Genomic DNA, 16,374 nt, shown 5'->3' on the forward strand with positions numbered 1-16,374 from the left:
GTCAGTGCTTGAAATGCACAAACAACCGTCCATGGTTCTTCGAGTCCTTCTCCACCCGGTGGTAGCGCTGCTTGATCTCCGGCTGCTGCAAAAAACGCAGTACGCGCTTTTTCAGTTGCCCGCTGCCCTTGCCGTGGATGATCTCCACCGTCTTGATGCGCTTGTCGCAGGCCTCTTCGATCGCGCCATTCAGCGCCGCATCGATCTGGCGCCCGTTACGAAAGCATTCGTGCAGGTCGATGGAAAGCCGCGACATCGCGGGACCTCAATTAACCGTCACCACAATGCAGCGCGCCAGCTGCTGCACCTTGTGCGACACGCTGCCGGCCAGCAGCCCCTGCAACCCCCCCAGCCCGCGGGAGCCCATGACGATCATGTCCACATCGTGATACTCGGCCTGCTGCAGGATCACCTTGGCCGGGGAGCCATCCTCGACATGGTGCCCGATATCCGTCACACCCAGGGCGGTGAAGTACTCGTGGGCCTGCTCGTTCAGTTTCTTTGCGATGTCGCGCAGCACCTTCGGCGGCACCGACGAACCCACCGCCGCGCCCCCGACCGCGAGCGGTGGATCATTCGGGTCGGGCAGATCCGACAGCTTGCGGATATGCGGCGGCACCTCGCCCTGCAGCAGCACGCTCACCAGCACCACCCTTGTCTGGTATTTGGCGGCCAGGTCAGCCGCCACCTCAACCGCGCGCCAGGCGTTGGCCGAGCCGTCTACCGGCACCAGCATCGTCTTCAGTTCCATCGGCTCCGCGCTCCTCGTTACCGGCCACCGTCCAGCCTGCCAGAGTTGCCGCGTCCCCGCACCCGCGTGTCGTCCGCGCCGGCGAACACCCTATACTCGGGGCAATGCCGAGCCGGGAGAACCCATGACACGACTGTTCGAGAAAACCTATCCGCAGCCCGGAACGGCCCCGGGCCACGGCGCACACGCTCACGAACACCCCCACCCTTCCGAGGCCGCTGTTTCCGCATGGCTCTACCACAATGAACAACTGAACCCGCAGGATCCGGACGCGATCCTGCGCAAAGGCACGCCGACGGACGGGTTCGTCTGGCTGCACTTCCAGGGGGCACCCAGTCCCCATCAGCTGCAGCGCCTGGGCGAGGCCTTCGGGCTGCACCCACTGGCGCTGGAGGATGTGCGCCATCGCGGCCAGCGCCCCAAGCTCGACTACTTTGACGACTACGCGGTCATCATCCTCAACCAGCCGCAGCTGGACGGCGATAGCGTGCGCCTGGAGCAGTTCAACCTGTTCGTACACCCGCAGTTCGTGATCAGCGTGCACAGCGGCGAGACCGACCCGTTCGAGCCCATCCGCCAGCGCATGCGTGGCACCAACCGCAACTTCAATCGCCTGGGCGCCCCATACCTGGCCTATGCCCTGATGGACGTGGTCGTGGACCAGGCCTTCCCGCTGATGGAACAACTCGGCGACCGCATTGAAGACCTGGAAGAACGCGTGCTCTCGCAGCCCAACCACGACACCCTGAGCCGCATCCATGTCGTGCGCCGCGAGCTGCTGGTGCTGCGCCGCCAGCTCTGGCCCACGCGCGACGTGATCACCCGCCTGATGCGCGACGACCAGGACCCGTTCGGCCCCGACATGATGCCCTGGCTGCGCGACGTCCACGATCACACCATCCAGATCATGGACCTGCTGGAGTCCTATCGCGACATGGCCTCCAGCCTGATCGAGGCCTACCTCTCGGCCGTCAACCAGCGCTCCAACGACGTGATCCGTGTGCTCACCATCATCGCCACCATCTTCATCCCGCTCACGTTCATCGTCGGCATCTACGGCATGAACTTCGACCACCCCGACAGCCCGTGGTCAATGCCCGAGCTCTACACCTACTACGGCTATCCCGTCCTGCTCGGCATCATGCTCGCCATCGTCCTCGGCATGCTCTACCTGTTCCGCCGCCGCCGCTGGCTGTAGCCCCACCATGTGGGAGCGGGCTTGCCCGCGAAGACATTGCCCAACAAAAAAGCGCCCGGGTCACCCCGAGCGCCTTTTTGCTTGAACCGGGCTCGTCACCCGGCACGTGCCGTGCCTACTGCTGGAACTGCTCCAGGTCGAAGCGGTCGGCGTTCATCACCTTGGTCCAGGCCCGGATGAAGTCCTGCACGAACTTCTCCTCGTTGTCGTCCTGGGCGTACACCTCGGCGTAGCTGCGCAGGATGGAGTTGGAGCCGAACACCAGGTCGATGCGGCTGGCGGTCCACTTCACTTGATCGTTCTGACGATCACGCACCTCGTACACGCCGCTGCCTGCCGGCTGCCAGGCATAGGCCATGTCGGTCAGGTTGACGAAGAAGTCGTTGGTCAGCTGCCCTTCGCGGTCGGTAAACACGCCGTGCTTGCTGCCACCATGGTTGGTGCCCAGCACACGCATGCCGCCGATCAGCACCGTCATCTCCGGCGCGGTCAGGCCCATCAGCTGGGCGCGGTCGAGCAGCATCTCCTCCGGCTTGACCACGTACTCCTTCTTCAGCCAGTTGCGGAAGCCATCAGCCAGCGGTTCCAGGGGCTCGAAGGAGTCGGCGTCGGTCATCTCGGCGCTGGCATCACCCCGGCCCGGGATGAACGGCACCAGGACATCATGACCGGCCGCCCGGGCCGCCTGTTCGATGCCCACGCTGCCGCCCAGCACGATCAGGTCGGCTACGCTGGCCCCGGTCTCGGCGGAGATCTGTTCGTAGACCTTGAGCACGCGCGCCAGGCGCTCGGGCTCGTTGCCTTCCCAGTCCTTCTGCGGCGCCAGGCGGATGCGGGCGCCATTGGCGCCACCGCGCATGTCGGAACCACGGAAGGTACGGGCGCTGTCCCAGGCGGTCGCGACCAGCTCGGCGATACTCAGGCCACTCTCGGCAATCTTCTGCTTGACGGCCTCCACGGAATAGTCCGTGTTGCCGGCCGGCACCGGGTCCTGCCAGATCAGATCTTCTTGCGGCGCGTCCGGCCCGATGTAGCGGGTCTTCGGGCCCATATCGCGGTGGATCAGCTTGAACCAGGCACGGGCGAAGCAGTCCTTGAAGTACTCGGGGTCCTTGCGGAACGCGTCCATATACTGGCGGTAGACGGGGTCCATCTTCATCGCCATGTCCGCGTCGGTCATGATCGGGTTATGGCGGATGGACGGGTCCGTGGCGTCGACCGGCTTGTCCTCCTCCTGCATATCCACCGGCTCCCACTGCCAGGCCCCGGCCGGGCTCTTCTTGAGCTCCCATTCGTGGTCGAGCAGGGCCTCGAAGTAGCCCATGTCGAACTGCGTCGGGTTCTTGGTCCAGGCCCCCTCGATGCCGGAGGTAATGGCGTTGGCGGCCTTGCCCTGCATGTTGGGGTTCTTCCAGCCGAAGCCCTGTTCCTCGACATCGGCGCCTTCCGGTTCCGGGCCCAGCGCGCCGGCATCGCCGTTGCCGTGGCACTTGCCCACGGTGTGGCCGCCGGCGGTCAGCGCCGCGGTCTCCTCGTCGTTCATCGCCATGCGGGCGAAGGTCTCGCGCACCTGCTCGCCAGTCTTCAGCGGATCGGGCTTGCCGTTGACCCCTTCCGGGTTCACGTAGATCAGACCCATCTGCACGGCCGCCAGCGGGTTTTCCATGGTGGAGGGCTTCTCGACGTCGCCGTAGCGCTCGTCGGAAGGTGCCAGCCACTCCTTCTCCGCGCCCCAGTAGGTGTCCTTCTCGGGGTGCCAGATATCCTCGCGGCCAAAGGCGAAGCCGAACGTCTTCAGGCCCATGTTCTCGTAGGCCACGTTGCCGGCCAGAATGATCAGATCGGCCCAGCTGACCTTGTTGCCGTACTTCTTCTTGAGCGGCCACAGCAGGCGGCGCGCCTTGTCGAGGCTGGCGTTGTCCGGCCAGCTGTTGATCGGCGCGAAGCGCTGGTTGCCGGTGCCGCCGCCACCGCGGCCATCGGCGATGCGGTAGGTACCCGCCGCGTGCCAGGACATGCGGATCATCAGCCCGCCGTAGTGACCCCAGTCGGCCGGCCACCACGCCTGGCTCTCGGTCAATAGCGCGTGCATGTCCTTCTTCAGCGCTTCGAAGTCGAGCTTCTTCACCTCTTCCCGATAGTTGAAGTCCTCGCCCATCGGGTTCGTCTTGCGATCATGCTGGTGCAGGATGTCCAGATTCAGCGCTTCCGGCCACCATTCCGTGACGGAGTGACCCGCGGTGGTCTGGCCACCGTGCATGACCGGGCACTGGCCCATGTTCTGCTGCTCACCCATATCGTTCTCCATGTTCGCTGCGTTGAGCTTGATCGCGTTTCGGGAACCGCCATCCGCACAGAAGATGGTTGTTCCCGGAGACGGCAAGCCGTTTCCACTTCGGGCCGACACCGGCCGCGGAGCAGCCTGCTGTCTGTCTAACCTTGAAGTTAGGCCCCGGAAGTCACGGGTACCAGTTGAGATTCCCCATCAATCCGATAGCCTGGGGTTATCACACCGGCGGGCCGCACATTGATCAGTGTTTCCGTAGGGAGTCCGACCGCCCCGGCCCCCTCCAGTTCATGGCCACGCGCAACACGCCCCGTCCGCGCAACCACGGATCGTGGATCGGGGGCGTTACACTGGGCCGGTATCCCTGTCCCGCGACACAATCATTATGCTGCTCACGCTGCTGATCATGTTCGCTGTATTGGGCCTTGGCGTCGCACTGATGCTCTGGCACGCAAGGCTGGTCTTTTCAGTGGAACTGCGCGAGGGCGCCGCCCGCGTGCGGCGCGGCAGGCCGCCGTCCGGGTTCGCACGCGGCTGCGAGGATGTGGCGCGAAGATACCGCCTGGAGCGCGGCCGGATCGATGCCGTGCGTACTGACCAGGGTGTTCAGCTGCGCTTCTCCCGTCATCTCCCGCCGAAGACGCACCAGGCCTTTCGCAACGTCTGGACACCCCCGCCGGGCGGAGGGGGCGGCGGCATGCGCGCGACGGGATAGCGGGCCGGTCCGCGAGATTGCCTCGGCCTCTGCGAGGCCCCGCAATGACAAAGGGCCCAGGTTCGCACCAAGACACCAACGAAATGCATGATATGGGCGAGGGGCAACGCTACCTTCTGGGTGGTTCACGGAAAGATGACGGGTAACGACCCGGCGGAGTCAGGGGGCGATCGTACAACTGAATATCGACGAGCCGAGCCAGTATCGGTTCGCCCTGAGTCACCTGGGCTTTCGCCCGTTCCTTTTGCTGGCGGGGTTGTACGCCGTGCTGGTTGTGGCTTGGTGGAGCTCGCTCGGTCCATGGCCCCGTCGTGCGGCTGCTCGCCGCCTGTGCCGCAGCCGCCTCGGTTCTGGCCCATGGATGACATGCGGGACGGAAGCATTTAGCGTACACGCATGTCTGAGCCGCTCAGACGCAATGTTTCCAGGGAGGGAAACGATGAAGAAGACACGCAGTTCTGCACGCCCGGGCCTCATGCGGCCCACCACCCCGACCCGAGCCACCCGAAAGCCATCTTGCTGGCCACGCGCCCCGTCTCGCGCGGCCGCGGCGCTCGGCTCGCTCGCGCTGATACTAGGCTTCAGCGCCCCGGCCGGGGCCGAAGAACCACCCGAAATCCTGAACATCCTGAGTCAGTTCGTCGCATCCAGTACGGCCGCGGCCCGCTGCGACGAAATCGATGACGACCAGATGGTCGCGTTTCTGGCCAACCAGCAAATGATCTACCTGCAATCCGTCATGGCGCTGCAGGAACAGCACCCGGAAGCGACGGGAGAGCAGATCGCGGAAACCCTGATGCGTGGCCAGGAAGACATCCAGTCTCAGGTGGGGCAGCGCATCGACGCGCACGGCTGTGACGATCCGAACGCCCGGGCACTGATCGAGCTGTTCGCGGTGCAGGCCGAGTGGCGCCCGGGCGAATCGCCGCGACAGGATGCCGACGACTAGCGCTCTCAACACGTTTGCCTGCGACACAGGCCAGCGTGCCGATACGCAGCCACCAGCGAGTTCCCCATCACGGAGTGTGCCCACATGGAAGGGGCCCTGAGAGTTACCCTGAAAGGCATCATGCTGGCTGCCCTGGCCTGATCGACAGTGGTCTTCTGGTGCCTGTTCCGGGTCGCCTGGCTGGCGAGCACGTATGTCACGCCAGATCAGGGACTCAATCAGGTGTTTAATCAAGTACCAGAGGCACTTGTGCGTGAACACGGCATTGGCGATGAGGAAATCGCGAGGGCCAAAGTTCTCTTCGAAGCACGAAGCATATTTGGCGCACTCGCGGGCCTTTGGGGCTGGGTTGCACTGTACGCCGGCGCGGCCCTGATCAATCGAGCGTATCAAAGGGCGCCGCTGGCGATCAGAGCGGGGCTGATCGCGGGGATTCTGGCCGTGGCGGCCATTCCGGGTGCCGGCCTGACACTCGCGAGCTATCCCGTCGCAACGTCGGCACTGCTGTTCGCTATATGGTGGCTGAACCCCGTCGGCGAGAAGACCGGAACGATTTGATTCAGTACTGGCAGGCCACCAAGGGCCCTGGACTGTTTTCGCGCAAGAGGCGATAGCAAATGCTGCTCGCTCGGGGCTTGTGTCTGCGATGATGCAGGCCGTAGACGGCCCGCGTGCATAACACAAAGGCAGCGGCCGGGGCCGGTGCGGCACAGTGCGGGAAAGAGGGAGCGATGCTGGAGCTGGGTGTGGTCGCACTGGCGACCTTTTTCGTGACGGTCGGGCCGGTGGATGTAGCGGTGGTCTTTGCCGTGCTGAGCCAGGGCATGGGCCGCGCGCAACGGCGCCGGATGGCCTGGCGCGCGGCGTTGCTGGCCACCGGCATCCTGATGCTGTTCGCGCTGTTTGGCGAGGCCGTGCTCTCGGTGCTGGGCATCACCATGCCGGCGCTGTACACGGCCGGCGGCATCCTGCTGTTGCTGATCGGGATCGACATGGTCTTCGCGCGCAGTTCCGGTGGGGTGTCGGCAACCCCGGCGGAGACCAGCGAGGCGCGCAGCCGGGGAGACATCTCGGTATTTCCGCTGGCCACGCCCATGCTCGCCGGGCCGGGGGCGATGGGGGCGGCGATCCTGCTGATGAGTCGGGCCGGCGATGACTGGATGGCCCAGGCGGTGGTGCTGGGCGCTCTGGCGGCGATCATGGTGCTGGCGCTCGTCTGCCTGCTGGTGGCGTCGCGCCTGCAGCACCTGCTGGGGGTGACCGGCGCCCATGTGCTGACCCGCATCCTCGGCGTCCTGCTGTGCGCACTGGCGATGCAGTTCATATTTGACGGCCTCGAGAAAAGCGGCCTGCTGGGCTGAGCCCCGGCGTCGTACGCGGCCGGGATCACAAGCGGGATGTTCGACAGCAAACCCTTCGCGGGGGTCTACACTTCTCAGGATGGCCTAACGGATTCCTCGGGATTGATGGGCGCGCCCTTTTGCCAGCGCTTTCGCTCGATTCGCAATGGCCCCGGATCAGCCCCCGGAGGATCTTATGCCCGCCCACTCGCAGAATGGACCCACCCCCTGGCCCGAACTCCCACCCCTCGATCAGTGGGCGGATACCTGCACGACGGTCCACATGTGGACACAGATTGTCGGCAAGATCCGTCTCGAACAGGGGCCCTGGGTGAATCACTCGTGGGGTTCCACGCTGTATGTCACCAGCACCGGGCTGACGACATCGCCGATTCCCTATCAGGGGCAGACCTTCACCATCGACTTCGATTTCGTTGCGCACCAGCTGGTGATCACCACATCGAACGGCCGCAAGGTGGTCTTTTCGCTGGAACCGATGAGCGTTGCCGATTTCCATGACAAGATCTTTGACGCACTGGCGTGCCTCGGCATTCAAGTACACATCCTTGCGCGCCCGGTGGAGGTGCCGGAAGCCATCCCCTTTGCCAGGAACACACGAAACCGCAGCTATCATCGCCAGGCCATCCACGCTTTCTGGCAGGCACTGGTGCAGGTGAACCGGGTGTTCTCGGAGTTCCGCGCGGGCTTTCTGGGAAAGTGCAGCCCCGTGCACTTTTTTTGGGGTGCGTTCGATCTGGCCGTCACGCGCTTTTCCGGCCGCGAGGCGCCGAAGCATCCCGGAGGTGTCCCCAACTGTGCCGACTGGGTGATGGAAGAGGCTTATTCCCATGAGCTGGCGAGCGCCGGCTTCTGGCCCGGCACGGGACTGGGTGAAGCGGCTTTCTATGCATATGCCTACCCGGAACCTCACGGATATCGCGAGGCCGCCATCCAGCCCGCCGCGGCCCGCTTCCACGAAGGCCTCGGGGAATACATCCTGCCATTCGACGCTGTTCGGGCGTCGAGCGATCCCGATGCGGCGCTGCTGAGCTTTCTGCAGAGCACCTACCAGGCGGCTGCCGACAATGGCGGATGGGACCGCGAAACCCTCGAGTGCCTCCCTCCCAACCCGAAATAGCGGCGGAAAGGCACTTCGGAGCCGCGCGGCGCGCACACAGGACTCGCACATGCACCGAGGCTCCCGAAACCCAGCGCAAACGCGCGCATTTGGTGCTATGAACTAGTTAATCGCCGCCTGTTCGCATTCCGTTCGCTGTGGGCCGCGGTTCCCGTCCTGTTGCATTGCTTTGTGTTCGGTTAGGGGGAACCGAGGGAGGCAGCCATGAACACCCTACCGAGTTTTACCGTGCCAGCCGTCGCGGGTCTGGCTTTTGTGTTGATCACGTTTTCCGGCTGCGGCCAGTCGAACGACTCGGCCCAGGCCGCGGAACAGCACGCCCCGATCCAGGAAGAACCGGACGCGCCGGCGATGGAGCGCGCGATCGGCTTCATGGAGTCCTGGATCGAATTGTTCGACGCCATGAGTGCGGAACTGGCCGGGGTCGACAGCCAGGAGGCCGCCAATGAGCACGCCACCTGGCTGACCGAGGAACTGACGCCACGCCTGGAACAGCTGGCGGGCGAGATGATCATCTTCATGGAGTCGATCGAGGAACACGAGATGGAGCTCATGGAGGCGTCGTTTGATGCCCCGGAAAACCACCAGCGCATGCTGGAACTGGAAGGACGCATGGAGCAGTCGCTGGATCGACTGGAAGAGAACATCATGCGTGTCGAGAGCACGTACGCAACGCCGGCACTGGAGGTGGCATGGATGAACTTCGCCCGGACCAACGAGCGGCTGGAACGGCAGATGGAGGCCACGTTCGCCGGTGGCGCACAGGCGGTGGGCAGTCCCGCATGGTGCGACGCCATGGCCAACACGCCCCAGGCCCAGTGGACGATGAACGACGCCTTCGCCTTTGCCAACCACTGCGTGGGTCGGTGATCCGGGGCTCCGGACGGTACGGAATTACTCGCGCAGGCCGGCGCGCGGCCACATCGCCCGTGCGCTCATGCCACGCTCAGCTCCACGAGATCCGTGTGCCCGAACCCCTTCGAGTAATCAAGGACGGATATCACCGTCGGGGTCACGCGGAAGATCCGGACGTCCTCCGGGCTGGGCATCTCCATGTCCAGCTTGGCGGTGTCCTGCTCGGGATAGGCCTGCACGAGCAGGTCCAGCACCTTCTGCGCTTCATCCCGATCGACCACGGGCTCTGCATGCGCCGCCATGGACAGCCCCGAAATCGCCATCAGGTCGGAGGTGTCGTGATCGATGGTGAGAGAAACCCGGTTGTCGTGCGCCAGGTTTCGCGCCTTCTGGCTGTCCAGTCCGCAGAGGAAGTACAGCGTCATCCCTTCATGCACGTAGCCGACCGTCGTCACCTGGGGCCAGCCATCCTCGCGCAGGGTGGCAATGCTCATGATCCGGTGTTCGTCCAGCAGGACCTGGATCTTCTTTCTGAGTGCCTCGTCCATCTGCCACCTCCTGAAGATGCGTGGACTCCAGGGCGACGGAATCGCCCGATGGCCATTTCATGCACCCGCTCGCGAGATCGCAGGAAAGCGGCCAGGATCTTTCGATATATAGACGCTCTCCGGACGATGTAGACGCGCTCGACAGCGTGCCGCACGGCCGGACCCGCGATGCGCTCCCCAGGTCCCGCCGCACGTACGCACAGGCGGTTACTGCGAACAGAGGCCGCCGTCGACGACGTAGGTGTTGCCGGTGCAGCCGGAGGCGGCGTCGGACAGCAGGAACACCGCCATCCCGGCGCATTCCTCGTTGCTGACGTACCGACCCAGCGGGATACGCGCCTCGAAGGACTTGTGCACCTCGTCGGCGTGGCCCGGGTTCGCCTGCTCCTCGATGGACTGCATCATGCGGTTCGCGACCGGGCCGGGGTTAAGCGTATTCACGCGGATGTTCTCCGGCCCCAGCTCGGCGGCCAGACACTTCATCATGCCCACCACCGCGTGCTTGCTGGACACGTACGGCGAGAGGCCGGCGGCCCCGCGCAGCCCGGCTACGCTGGAGGTGATCACAATGCTGCCGCCATTGCCCCGGCGCAGCGCCGGCAGGGCCGCCTCCGCGCCCAGGCGCACGCCATGCACATTGACGGCAAAGACCTTCTCCCACGCCGCGTCGGAGCGGCTGTCGAACGGGCCAACCTCGCCCTCGATTCCGGCGTTCAGGAAGACCCCATCCAGGCGTCCGAAACGTTCCAGTGCCGTCGCGACCATGCGCTCGTTGTCCTCGCGCCGCGTGACGTCCACGGCCAGGCCCACCGCCCGCTCACCCAGGGACTGGGCAATGGCCTCCACCGGCCCGGCCTCGCGGTCGGTAATCACCACACTGGCGCCCTGCGCGTACGCCGTGCGCGCCGTGCTCTCGCCGATACCACCGGCGCCACCGGTGATTGCGATCACTTTTCCTACCAGGGGGCTCATGCTGTGTCTCCTTCGTCATGCAGTCGGGGAACCGCGGCAAGACGCTCGCGGACAAGACCATTATCAGCCCGGCAAAGGCCAGGAATCTTGATCCGGGTCACGACTCTTACCGCATACGCCTCGGGGCGGGACGAACGAGCGATCTACAGGTTCGTGTACTTGCGCGCGAGACCCCGCGCCTTGTCCACCGGGTATTTTTTCGCGTTGATTTCCAGCTTGTCGCTCGCCGCCTGCACGAGGTCGATGTTCAGCTTGCGCGCCAGCATCAGCAGATAGATCTGCACATCCGCGATCTCGGCCCGCACTTCCTCCAGCGCCTCGCCGGACAGGCCACGCGACTGCTCCTCGGTCAGCCACTGGAAGTGCTCGATCAGCTCGCCGACCTCCCCCGCCAGCGCCATCGAGAGATTCTTCGGCGAATGGAACTGCGCCCAATCGCGCTCTTCGACGAACGCCTCCAGCCGAGCCGCCAGTTCATCCTGCTCCCGCGCGTTATTCGACCCCATAGCCATCACTCCTGTCGCATCCATCTCTCTGGACTCGACACCGTAACGAACTCTCGCGGCGCCGTAATCCGCCTGGGAATGGCTCGCGGAGTAGCAGGAGCAACATCACCGGGACCTTCATATGCCGGAGATGCCCGCTCTTCGCTTCGCTGCGGCCGGGATGACATGGGATGAGATGCGCCGACCAACCGATGCCAGGCCTATCGCGACGCTAACCCGTTCGGCGTACCTAGCTGCTGCGCCAGGAAGTCGATCAGGGCGCGGGTCTTGGGCAGGAGATAGCGGCGGCTGGGGTAGACCGCGTGGATGCCGAGCGTGGCGGTTTCCCAGTCCGGGAACAGCACCTGCAGGGCGCCGGTTTGCAGATGCGGCTGCAGCAGGAACTCCGGCTGGTAGACGATGCCCTGCCCGGCCAGGGCCGCGGCGACGCAGGTCTCGCCGTTGTTGCTGCGCAGCACGGGGCGGGTCGTGACCGCGACCGGCCCGTCCGGGCCCGTGAGGGTCCAGTCGTCGCCGGTCGCGTGGTAGCTGTAAGCGATGGTGGCGTGGTCCGCCAGCTCGCGCGGGTGTGCGGGCAGACCGCTGGCCGCCAGGTAGTCCGGCGCGGCACAGATGCGCATGCGCGTGGTCGCCAGGCGGCGCGCGACCAGGCTGGAGCTGTCGAGCGTGCCAATGCGCACGGCCAGGTCAAAGCCTTCGTCGACCAGATCCACCGAACGGTCGTTCAGGGTGACGTCCAGCTCCACCCTGGGGTGTCGGGCCGTGAATGTGCCCCACAGCGGCGCCAGGTGCTGGATGCCGAAGCTGACCGGTACATTGATGCGCAGCCGGCCGCTGACGGCGGTGCCGCGTTCGCTGATCTCGCCCTCGGCGGCGGCCAGTTCCTCAAGCAACAGCTTGCTGCGGCCAAAGAAGGTCTCGCCCTCGCTGGTCAGCGACAGGCGCCGGGTCGTGCGGTGCAGCAGCCGAGCACCCAGCCGTTCCTCGAGGCCGTTCACCGCGCGCGAGACGGCCGCCTTGGACAGGCCCAGCGTCTCCGCCGCATGCACGAAGTGCCCGGTCTCGACTACGGCCACGAAGATCTGCATCTGCTGGAAACGATCCATTGTTTCGACATTTGCAACTATATGTGCCCTTTATAGCCGTTTATTGCTCATCAAGAAATATCCAGACTCTCCCTGACCGGCCAGAACCGCCGGCCTTCGCAAACCCTCCAGGAGAGTCAAAATGAATTCGTCCTTCATGCAGCAGCTGTTTGGCACCAACGCCGGCTGGGCGGCCCTCGCCCTGCGCATCCCGGTCGGGATCATCTTCATGGCGCATGGCGCGCAGAAACTGTTCGGCTGGTTCGGCGGTCACGGTCTGGAGGGGACCGGCCAGTGGATGGCCTCGATCGGGCTGGAGCCGGGTTTCCTGATGGCCCTGATGGCCGGCGGCGCAGAGTTCTTCGGCGGTCTGGCCCTGATCATCGGGTTGCTGGTGCGCCCGGCGGCAGCGGTGCTCGCCTTCACCATGGTCGTGGCGATCTTCGCCGTACACTTCGAACATGGCCTGTTCATGAGCAACAACGGCTACGAGTTCGCGCTGTCGCTGCTGGCTGTCTCCGTCGCACTGGCGATCAGCGGCGCCGGTCGGGCCTCGATCGACAACCGCCTGGCCGGGACGTACCGCGGCTAGCCGCACTCCCCCTTGCCGGGCCATCTGGCTCGGCAAGGGTCGCCTGATCGGTAACACCCGGGAGGAGGACACCATGATCACCCTGCGCCCCAGTGCCGAACGCGGCCATGCCCGACACGGCTGGCTGGATTCCCGCCACAGCTTCTCGTTTGCCAGTTACTTCGACCCGGAGCACATGGGGGTCTCCGACCTGCGCGTGCTGAACGAGGACCGGGTCGCACCGGGTGCCGGCTTCGGCGCCCACCCGCATCGGGACATGGAAATCATCACCTGTGTGCTAGGAGACGCTGATTGAATCGCGCGTCCGCGCTCGAGTCGCTTTTGCGTGCGAACAAGGCGCGGTGACTGCCGTGCAGTCATTCTGCACAAGGGAACCGCAACGTTGTGCGCGCGCCCGTTCTTGATAACAACGGGCGGCCGAGCCCCTGCTTTCAATGGCTTGTGGGGTTGGCGCCCCCTGTTCCCCGATCCTGCGTTGCGCCCCGAATCAATCAAGAACGGGCGGGTAGAACCACTACCCGCTGCACGACGCGCCTTGTCTCGGAAAACGGGGGGCGCCAACGCGGACGTGCGATTCAATCAGCGTCTCCCTAGACGGGGCCATCGAGCACCGGGACACGATGGATCACCAGACCCGGCTGAGGGCCGGCGAGGTCCAGGTGATGAGTGCGGGCACGGGCATCCGGCACAGCGAGTTCAACGCATCAACCACCGATCCGCTGCACTTCCTGCAAATCTGGATCATCCCGGATCACAAGGGTGGCGAACCGTGCTACGCCCAGAAGGATTTTTCGGGTGCCGGCGGGCACGTCCTGCTGGTCTCGCCCGATGGCCGGGATGGCTCCCTGCCCATCCGGCAGGACGCCTGCATCCACAGGCTCCGGATGGCGCACGATGCCACTCGGTTTCCGGCGGACCCGAGCAGGGTCTATTACGTACAGATCACCCGAGGCGAACTGACCCTGAACGACCAGACGATGGCTGCCGGCGACGGCGCCACCATCCGCCAGGAACGCGGGCTCGAATTCACCACCGACGGCGAGGCCGAGGCCCTGCTGTTCGATCTGCGCGGCGGCTGATGCCGCCCCCCTGACGAGGACACACCCATGTCACTGAAGCTTCAGACCCTCATCGCCAGTACCCGCCCGGGCCGCATCGGCCCCTCCGTGGGGGACTGGTTTCATACGCTGGCCAGTGAACACAACGCGTTCCAGTGCGAGCGGGTCGACCTGGCCGACTTCCAGCTGCCGGTATACGACGAGCCCCACCACCCCCGGACGCAGAAGTACACGCAGGAGCACACCCGGAACTGGTCGCGCAGTGTCGCCAGCGCCGATGCCTATGTGTTCGTGATCCCCGAATACAACTACTCCGCACCCCCCGCGCTGATCAACGCCCTCGATTACGTCTATCCAGAGTGGAATTACAAGCCCTGCGCGTTCGTGAGCTACGGCGGGGCCTCCGGCGGGCTGCGCTCGGCACAGATGGCCCGGCAGATGGTGACGGCCCTCAAGATGATGCCGATCCCGGAGGGCGTGATGATCCAGATGCCCTGGAATCACCTGGACGACGAGCGGCGATTCGTCCCCGAACCGATGCACGATGAATCCGCCCGGGGCATGCTGGAAGAACTGGCGAAATGGGCCCGCGCCCTCCGGCCCATGCGCGACGCGACACCCGGAGCCCCCCGATGAGCAACACCCTGGAGACCACCGAACAGCCCTGTATCGCCTCGCCTGCCCCCTGCGCGGCAATCGAGACCGTGCTGCAGCCCCGCGAGCGCGACCTGGGCGGCTTCTCCGTGCGCCGGGTGCTGCCCACCGCACAACGGCGGATGGTCGGGCCGTGGATCTTTTTTGATCACATGGGCCCGGCGCGCTTCCCCGCAGGCGAGGGGATCAACGTGCGCCCGCACCCGCACATCGGGATCGCGACGGTCACCTACCTGTTCCAGGGCGAGATCCTGCATCGCGATTCGCTGGGCTCGCACCAAGCCATTCGGCCCGGGGATCTCAACCTGATGGTCGCCGGACGCGGCATCGTCCATTCCGAGCGGGAACGACCGGAGGTCACAGCCGAGGAACACACCCAACACGGGCTGCAGCTGTGGCTCGCCCTTCCGGAAGCCGACGAGGAAACCGAACCCGCCTTTCACCACTATCCGGAACAGACGATCCCGACCGTCACCGTCGAAGAGATCCCCGTCCGCGTGATGATGGGTAGCGCCTATGGCGTGCAGTCGCCGGTGCGGGTGTTTTCCGAGACACTCTATCTGGAGGCCCGCCTGCAGCCCGGCCAGACCCTCACCCTGCCCGATGGCGACGAACGCGCCGTCTATGTGGTCTCCGGCGAGCTGCGCGCGCAGGACACCGCGATGCCAGCCCATTCGATGACGATCTTCTCCCGCCAGTCCGGCATTGCAGTCACCGCCACCACGGCCTCGACCATCGCCCTGGTTGGTGGCGCACCCGTGGGCGAGCGCCACATCGAATGGAATTTCGTCTCCAGCCGCCGCGAGCGCATCGAGCAGGCCAAACAGGACTGGCAAGGCGGCCGCTTTCCCAGGGTCCCCGGCGACGAAGACGAGTTTATCCCCCTGCCCTGAAGGTCCCCTGCTGGCGACGGACTCGAGCTACACGAGCCGCGTTGCCACAACCAGCCCCTGCCGGGCGGCATTCGGGCGCACTGATCAGGCCGGTAGCGGCAGGTGCCCCTGATAAAGAAATTGGCTCAACGGGAATTCATACAGAGTGCCGTCGCGGGGCTTGAGGAAGCGGACGCATTCCGCGTTGAGCTGGCACAGCCAGGGGTCCTGGCGCGTCGGCTTGTTGCGGGTAAACGGGCGCGCATTGAAGAGCGCGAGGTTCAGGCCGGCCTCGCGGTCACGGGCAGACGCATACTCGAACAGGTCGACGCCGCTCTCGCGCATGATGGCACCCAGGGCCTGTGTGGCCTGGTAGTCGGCGGGGTGCCGCAGCCGCTTTATGTGTTCCGCGAACGGAGGCTCGTGGAGCTGCAGGCCATCGGGGCTCAGGTAGCGCGCGGCCAACAGGGTGTGCTGTGTATCCAGCTTGCGCGCTGGCGGCGTCGCCATGCCGTGCCAGAAGACGAACCGGTAATAAGCGGCCTCGGCCAGGACGGTGCGCTCGCGCAGGGCGCCGTAGAACAGGCTGGGCTCGTGGCGACGGCCGAAGCGCGAACCATGGCGCAGTGGCGGATAGCGAAACGGGGTCGCCAGCAGATAATGCAGCCGTTCCGTGCCCGGGCGCCGGGGCGGCTTGGTCGCCTCCAGCATCTCCTCCAGCACAGCCTGACGGTCGAGTGAGGAAACGAGCTGGTTGGTAGCGACCTGCTCCTGGCTCTCGACCAGGCGCAATACCTCCCCTCTCAGCGTGACGCGCGGCGCGGCTTCGACCAGCGCATTCCAGTCCGGCATGT

20 protein-coding genes and 1 pseudogene are annotated in these 16,374 nt (G+C 65.2%); 13 read left to right on the forward strand and 8 right to left on the reverse strand.

The window, feature by feature from the left end; all coding sequences use genetic code 11:
* Position 1: 1 nt before the first annotated feature.
* The gene (locus TK90_RS10390) at positions 2-256 is read right to left on the reverse strand and encodes a Smr/MutS family protein (protein ID WP_012983436.1); all 255 of its coding nucleotides are present in this window, start codon (positions 254-256) and stop codon (positions 2-4) included.
* A gap of 9 nt (positions 257-265) precedes the next feature.
* Positions 266-751: a universal stress protein gene (locus TK90_RS10395; RefSeq protein WP_012983437.1), complete on the reverse strand. Its 486-nt coding sequence runs from the start codon at positions 749-751 to the stop codon at positions 266-268.
* 124 nt (positions 752-875) lie between these two features.
* Here TK90_RS10395 and corA point away from each other — a divergent pair, with 124 nt between their 5' ends.
* Positions 876-1,949 carry a magnesium/cobalt transporter CorA gene (gene corA / locus TK90_RS10400; RefSeq protein ID WP_012983438.1) on the forward strand — a complete coding sequence of 358 codons (1,074 nt, stop codon included), beginning with the start codon at positions 876-878 and terminating at the stop codon, positions 1,947-1,949.
* Between the two features lie 115 nt (positions 1,950-2,064).
* Here the strand turns inward: corA and katG are convergent, their stop codons facing one another.
* Complete coding sequence (katG, locus tag TK90_RS10405) at positions 2,065-4,257, reverse strand: catalase/peroxidase HPI (protein ID WP_210399556.1); 2,193 nt, start codon at positions 4,255-4,257, stop codon at positions 2,065-2,067.
* A gap of 364 nt (positions 4,258-4,621) precedes the next feature.
* Here katG and TK90_RS10410 point away from each other — a divergent pair, with 364 nt between their 5' ends.
* The 7 genes and pseudogenes from TK90_RS10410 to TK90_RS10435 all read left to right on the forward strand — a co-directional run bounded on the left by TK90_RS10410 (position 4,622) and on the right by TK90_RS10435 (position 9,248).
* Positions 4,622-4,951, forward strand: a complete 330-nt coding sequence (locus tag TK90_RS10410; RefSeq protein WP_012983440.1) for a DUF3634 family protein — start codon at positions 4,622-4,624, stop codon at positions 4,949-4,951.
* 169 nt (positions 4,952-5,120) lie between these two features.
* Positions 5,121-5,246, forward strand: a pseudogene (locus tag TK90_RS15390) (NnrS family protein); the annotation flags it as partial.
* A 180-nt stretch (positions 5,247-5,426) separates the two neighbouring features.
* Positions 5,427-5,900, forward strand: coding sequence for a hypothetical protein (locus TK90_RS10415; protein ID WP_026148229.1), 474 nt, complete (start codon positions 5,427-5,429; stop codon positions 5,898-5,900).
* Between the two features lie 147 nt (positions 5,901-6,047).
* Entirely contained in the window at positions 6,048-6,458 is a 411-nt protein-coding gene (locus tag TK90_RS10420; RefSeq protein ID WP_017926320.1) for a hypothetical protein, read from the forward strand.
* Between the two features lie 173 nt (positions 6,459-6,631).
* Entirely contained in the window at positions 6,632-7,261 is a 630-nt protein-coding gene (locus TK90_RS10425; protein WP_012983443.1) for a MarC family protein, read from the forward strand.
* A 175-nt stretch (positions 7,262-7,436) separates the two neighbouring features.
* A complete protein-coding gene (locus TK90_RS10430) occupies positions 7,437-8,378 on the forward strand; it encodes a DUF5996 family protein (protein WP_012983444.1) in 942 nt (313 codons plus the stop codon).
* A gap of 204 nt (positions 8,379-8,582) precedes the next feature.
* Positions 8,583-9,248 (forward strand): DUF3012 domain-containing protein, encoded by a 666-nt coding sequence (locus TK90_RS10435; RefSeq protein ID WP_012983445.1) that lies wholly within the window; start codon positions 8,583-8,585, stop codon positions 9,246-9,248.
* A gap of 65 nt (positions 9,249-9,313) precedes the next feature.
* Here the strand turns inward: TK90_RS10435 and TK90_RS10440 are convergent, their stop codons facing one another.
* The 4 genes from TK90_RS10440 to TK90_RS10455 all read right to left on the reverse strand — a co-directional run bounded on the left by TK90_RS10440 (position 9,314) and on the right by TK90_RS10455 (position 12,365).
* Complete coding sequence (locus TK90_RS10440) at positions 9,314-9,781, reverse strand: pyridoxamine 5'-phosphate oxidase family protein (protein WP_012983446.1); 468 nt, start codon at positions 9,779-9,781, stop codon at positions 9,314-9,316.
* A gap of 207 nt (positions 9,782-9,988) precedes the next feature.
* The gene (locus TK90_RS10445) at positions 9,989-10,753 is read right to left on the reverse strand and encodes an SDR family NAD(P)-dependent oxidoreductase (RefSeq protein WP_012983447.1); all 765 of its coding nucleotides are present in this window, start codon (positions 10,751-10,753) and stop codon (positions 9,989-9,991) included.
* Positions 10,754-10,896: 143 nt separating this feature from the next.
* Complete coding sequence (locus TK90_RS10450; protein WP_012983448.1) at positions 10,897-11,259, reverse strand: nucleotide pyrophosphohydrolase; 363 nt, start codon at positions 11,257-11,259, stop codon at positions 10,897-10,899.
* A 200-nt stretch (positions 11,260-11,459) separates the two neighbouring features.
* Positions 11,460-12,365, reverse strand: a complete 906-nt coding sequence (locus tag TK90_RS10455; RefSeq protein ID WP_012983449.1) for a LysR family transcriptional regulator — start codon at positions 12,363-12,365, stop codon at positions 11,460-11,462.
* 121 nt (positions 12,366-12,486) lie between these two features.
* Here TK90_RS10455 and TK90_RS10460 point away from each other — a divergent pair, with 121 nt between their 5' ends.
* The 5 genes from TK90_RS10460 to TK90_RS10480 all read left to right on the forward strand — a co-directional run bounded on the left by TK90_RS10460 (position 12,487) and on the right by TK90_RS10480 (position 15,541).
* Complete coding sequence (locus tag TK90_RS10460; RefSeq protein WP_012983450.1) at positions 12,487-12,936, forward strand: DoxX family protein; 450 nt, start codon at positions 12,487-12,489, stop codon at positions 12,934-12,936.
* Positions 12,937-13,009: 73 nt separating this feature from the next.
* Complete coding sequence (locus TK90_RS10465; RefSeq protein WP_017926326.1) at positions 13,010-13,231, forward strand: pirin family protein; 222 nt, start codon at positions 13,010-13,012, stop codon at positions 13,229-13,231.
* Between the two features lie 307 nt (positions 13,232-13,538).
* Positions 13,539-14,015 carry a pirin family protein gene (locus TK90_RS10470; protein WP_231289549.1) on the forward strand — a complete coding sequence of 159 codons (477 nt, stop codon included), beginning with the start codon at positions 13,539-13,541 and terminating at the stop codon, positions 14,013-14,015.
* Between the two features lie 27 nt (positions 14,016-14,042).
* On the forward strand, positions 14,043-14,630 hold the full coding sequence (locus TK90_RS10475) for an NADPH-dependent FMN reductase (protein ID WP_012983451.1): 588 nt from the start codon (positions 14,043-14,045) through the stop codon (positions 14,628-14,630).
* The gene (locus TK90_RS10480; RefSeq protein ID WP_012983452.1) at positions 14,627-15,541 is read left to right on the forward strand and encodes a pirin family protein; all 915 of its coding nucleotides are present in this window, start codon (positions 14,627-14,629) and stop codon (positions 15,539-15,541) included. The genes TK90_RS10475 and TK90_RS10480 overlap by 4 nt, the downstream gene beginning before the upstream one ends.
* A gap of 84 nt (positions 15,542-15,625) precedes the next feature.
* Here TK90_RS10480 and TK90_RS10485 read toward each other — a convergent pair whose 3' ends face one another.
* Complete coding sequence (locus TK90_RS10485; protein ID WP_012983453.1) at positions 15,626-16,372, reverse strand: RES family NAD+ phosphorylase; 747 nt, start codon at positions 16,370-16,372, stop codon at positions 15,626-15,628.
* Positions 16,373-16,374: the final 2 nt, after the last annotated feature.

Source organism: Thioalkalivibrio sp. K90mix, assembly GCF_000025545.1.
Lineage (GTDB): Bacteria > Pseudomonadota > Gammaproteobacteria > Ectothiorhodospirales > Ectothiorhodospiraceae > Thioalkalivibrio.

Coding starts and splice junctions, on each gene's coding strand:
- TK90_RS10390 (WP_012983436.1), bottom strand. CDS start 256: ATGTCGCGGCTTTCCATCGACCTGCACGAATGCTTTCGTAACGGGCGC.
- TK90_RS10395 (WP_012983437.1), bottom strand. CDS start 751: ATGGAACTGAAGACGATGCTGGTGCCGGTAGACGGCTCGGCCAACGCC.
- corA (WP_012983438.1), top strand. CDS start 876: ATGACACGACTGTTCGAGAAAACCTATCCGCAGCCCGGAACGGCCCCG.
- katG (WP_210399556.1), bottom strand. CDS start 4,257: ATGGAGAACGATATGGGTGAGCAGCAGAACATGGGCCAGTGCCCGGTC.
- TK90_RS10410 (WP_012983440.1), top strand. CDS start 4,622: ATGCTGCTCACGCTGCTGATCATGTTCGCTGTATTGGGCCTTGGCGTC.
- TK90_RS10415 (WP_026148229.1), top strand. CDS start 5,427: ATGCGGCCCACCACCCCGACCCGAGCCACCCGAAAGCCATCTTGCTGG.
- TK90_RS10425 (WP_012983443.1), top strand. CDS start 6,632: ATGCTGGAGCTGGGTGTGGTCGCACTGGCGACCTTTTTCGTGACGGTC.
- TK90_RS10430 (WP_012983444.1), top strand. CDS start 7,437: ATGCCCGCCCACTCGCAGAATGGACCCACCCCCTGGCCCGAACTCCCA.
- TK90_RS10435 (WP_012983445.1), top strand. CDS start 8,583: ATGAACACCCTACCGAGTTTTACCGTGCCAGCCGTCGCGGGTCTGGCT.
- TK90_RS10440 (WP_012983446.1), bottom strand. CDS start 9,781: ATGGACGAGGCACTCAGAAAGAAGATCCAGGTCCTGCTGGACGAACAC.
- TK90_RS10445 (WP_012983447.1), bottom strand. CDS start 10,753: ATGAGCCCCCTGGTAGGAAAAGTGATCGCAATCACCGGTGGCGCCGGT.
- TK90_RS10450 (WP_012983448.1), bottom strand. CDS start 11,259: ATGGGGTCGAATAACGCGCGGGAGCAGGATGAACTGGCGGCTCGGCTG.
- TK90_RS10455 (WP_012983449.1), bottom strand. CDS start 12,365: ATGGATCGTTTCCAGCAGATGCAGATCTTCGTGGCCGTAGTCGAGACC.
- TK90_RS10460 (WP_012983450.1), top strand. CDS start 12,487: ATGAATTCGTCCTTCATGCAGCAGCTGTTTGGCACCAACGCCGGCTGG.
- TK90_RS10465 (WP_017926326.1), top strand. CDS start 13,010: ATGATCACCCTGCGCCCCAGTGCCGAACGCGGCCATGCCCGACACGGC.
- TK90_RS10475 (WP_012983451.1), top strand. CDS start 14,043: ATGTCACTGAAGCTTCAGACCCTCATCGCCAGTACCCGCCCGGGCCGC.
- TK90_RS10480 (WP_012983452.1), top strand. CDS start 14,627: ATGAGCAACACCCTGGAGACCACCGAACAGCCCTGTATCGCCTCGCCT.
- TK90_RS10485 (WP_012983453.1), bottom strand. CDS start 16,372: ATGCCGGACTGGAATGCGCTGGTCGAAGCCGCGCCGCGCGTCACGCTG.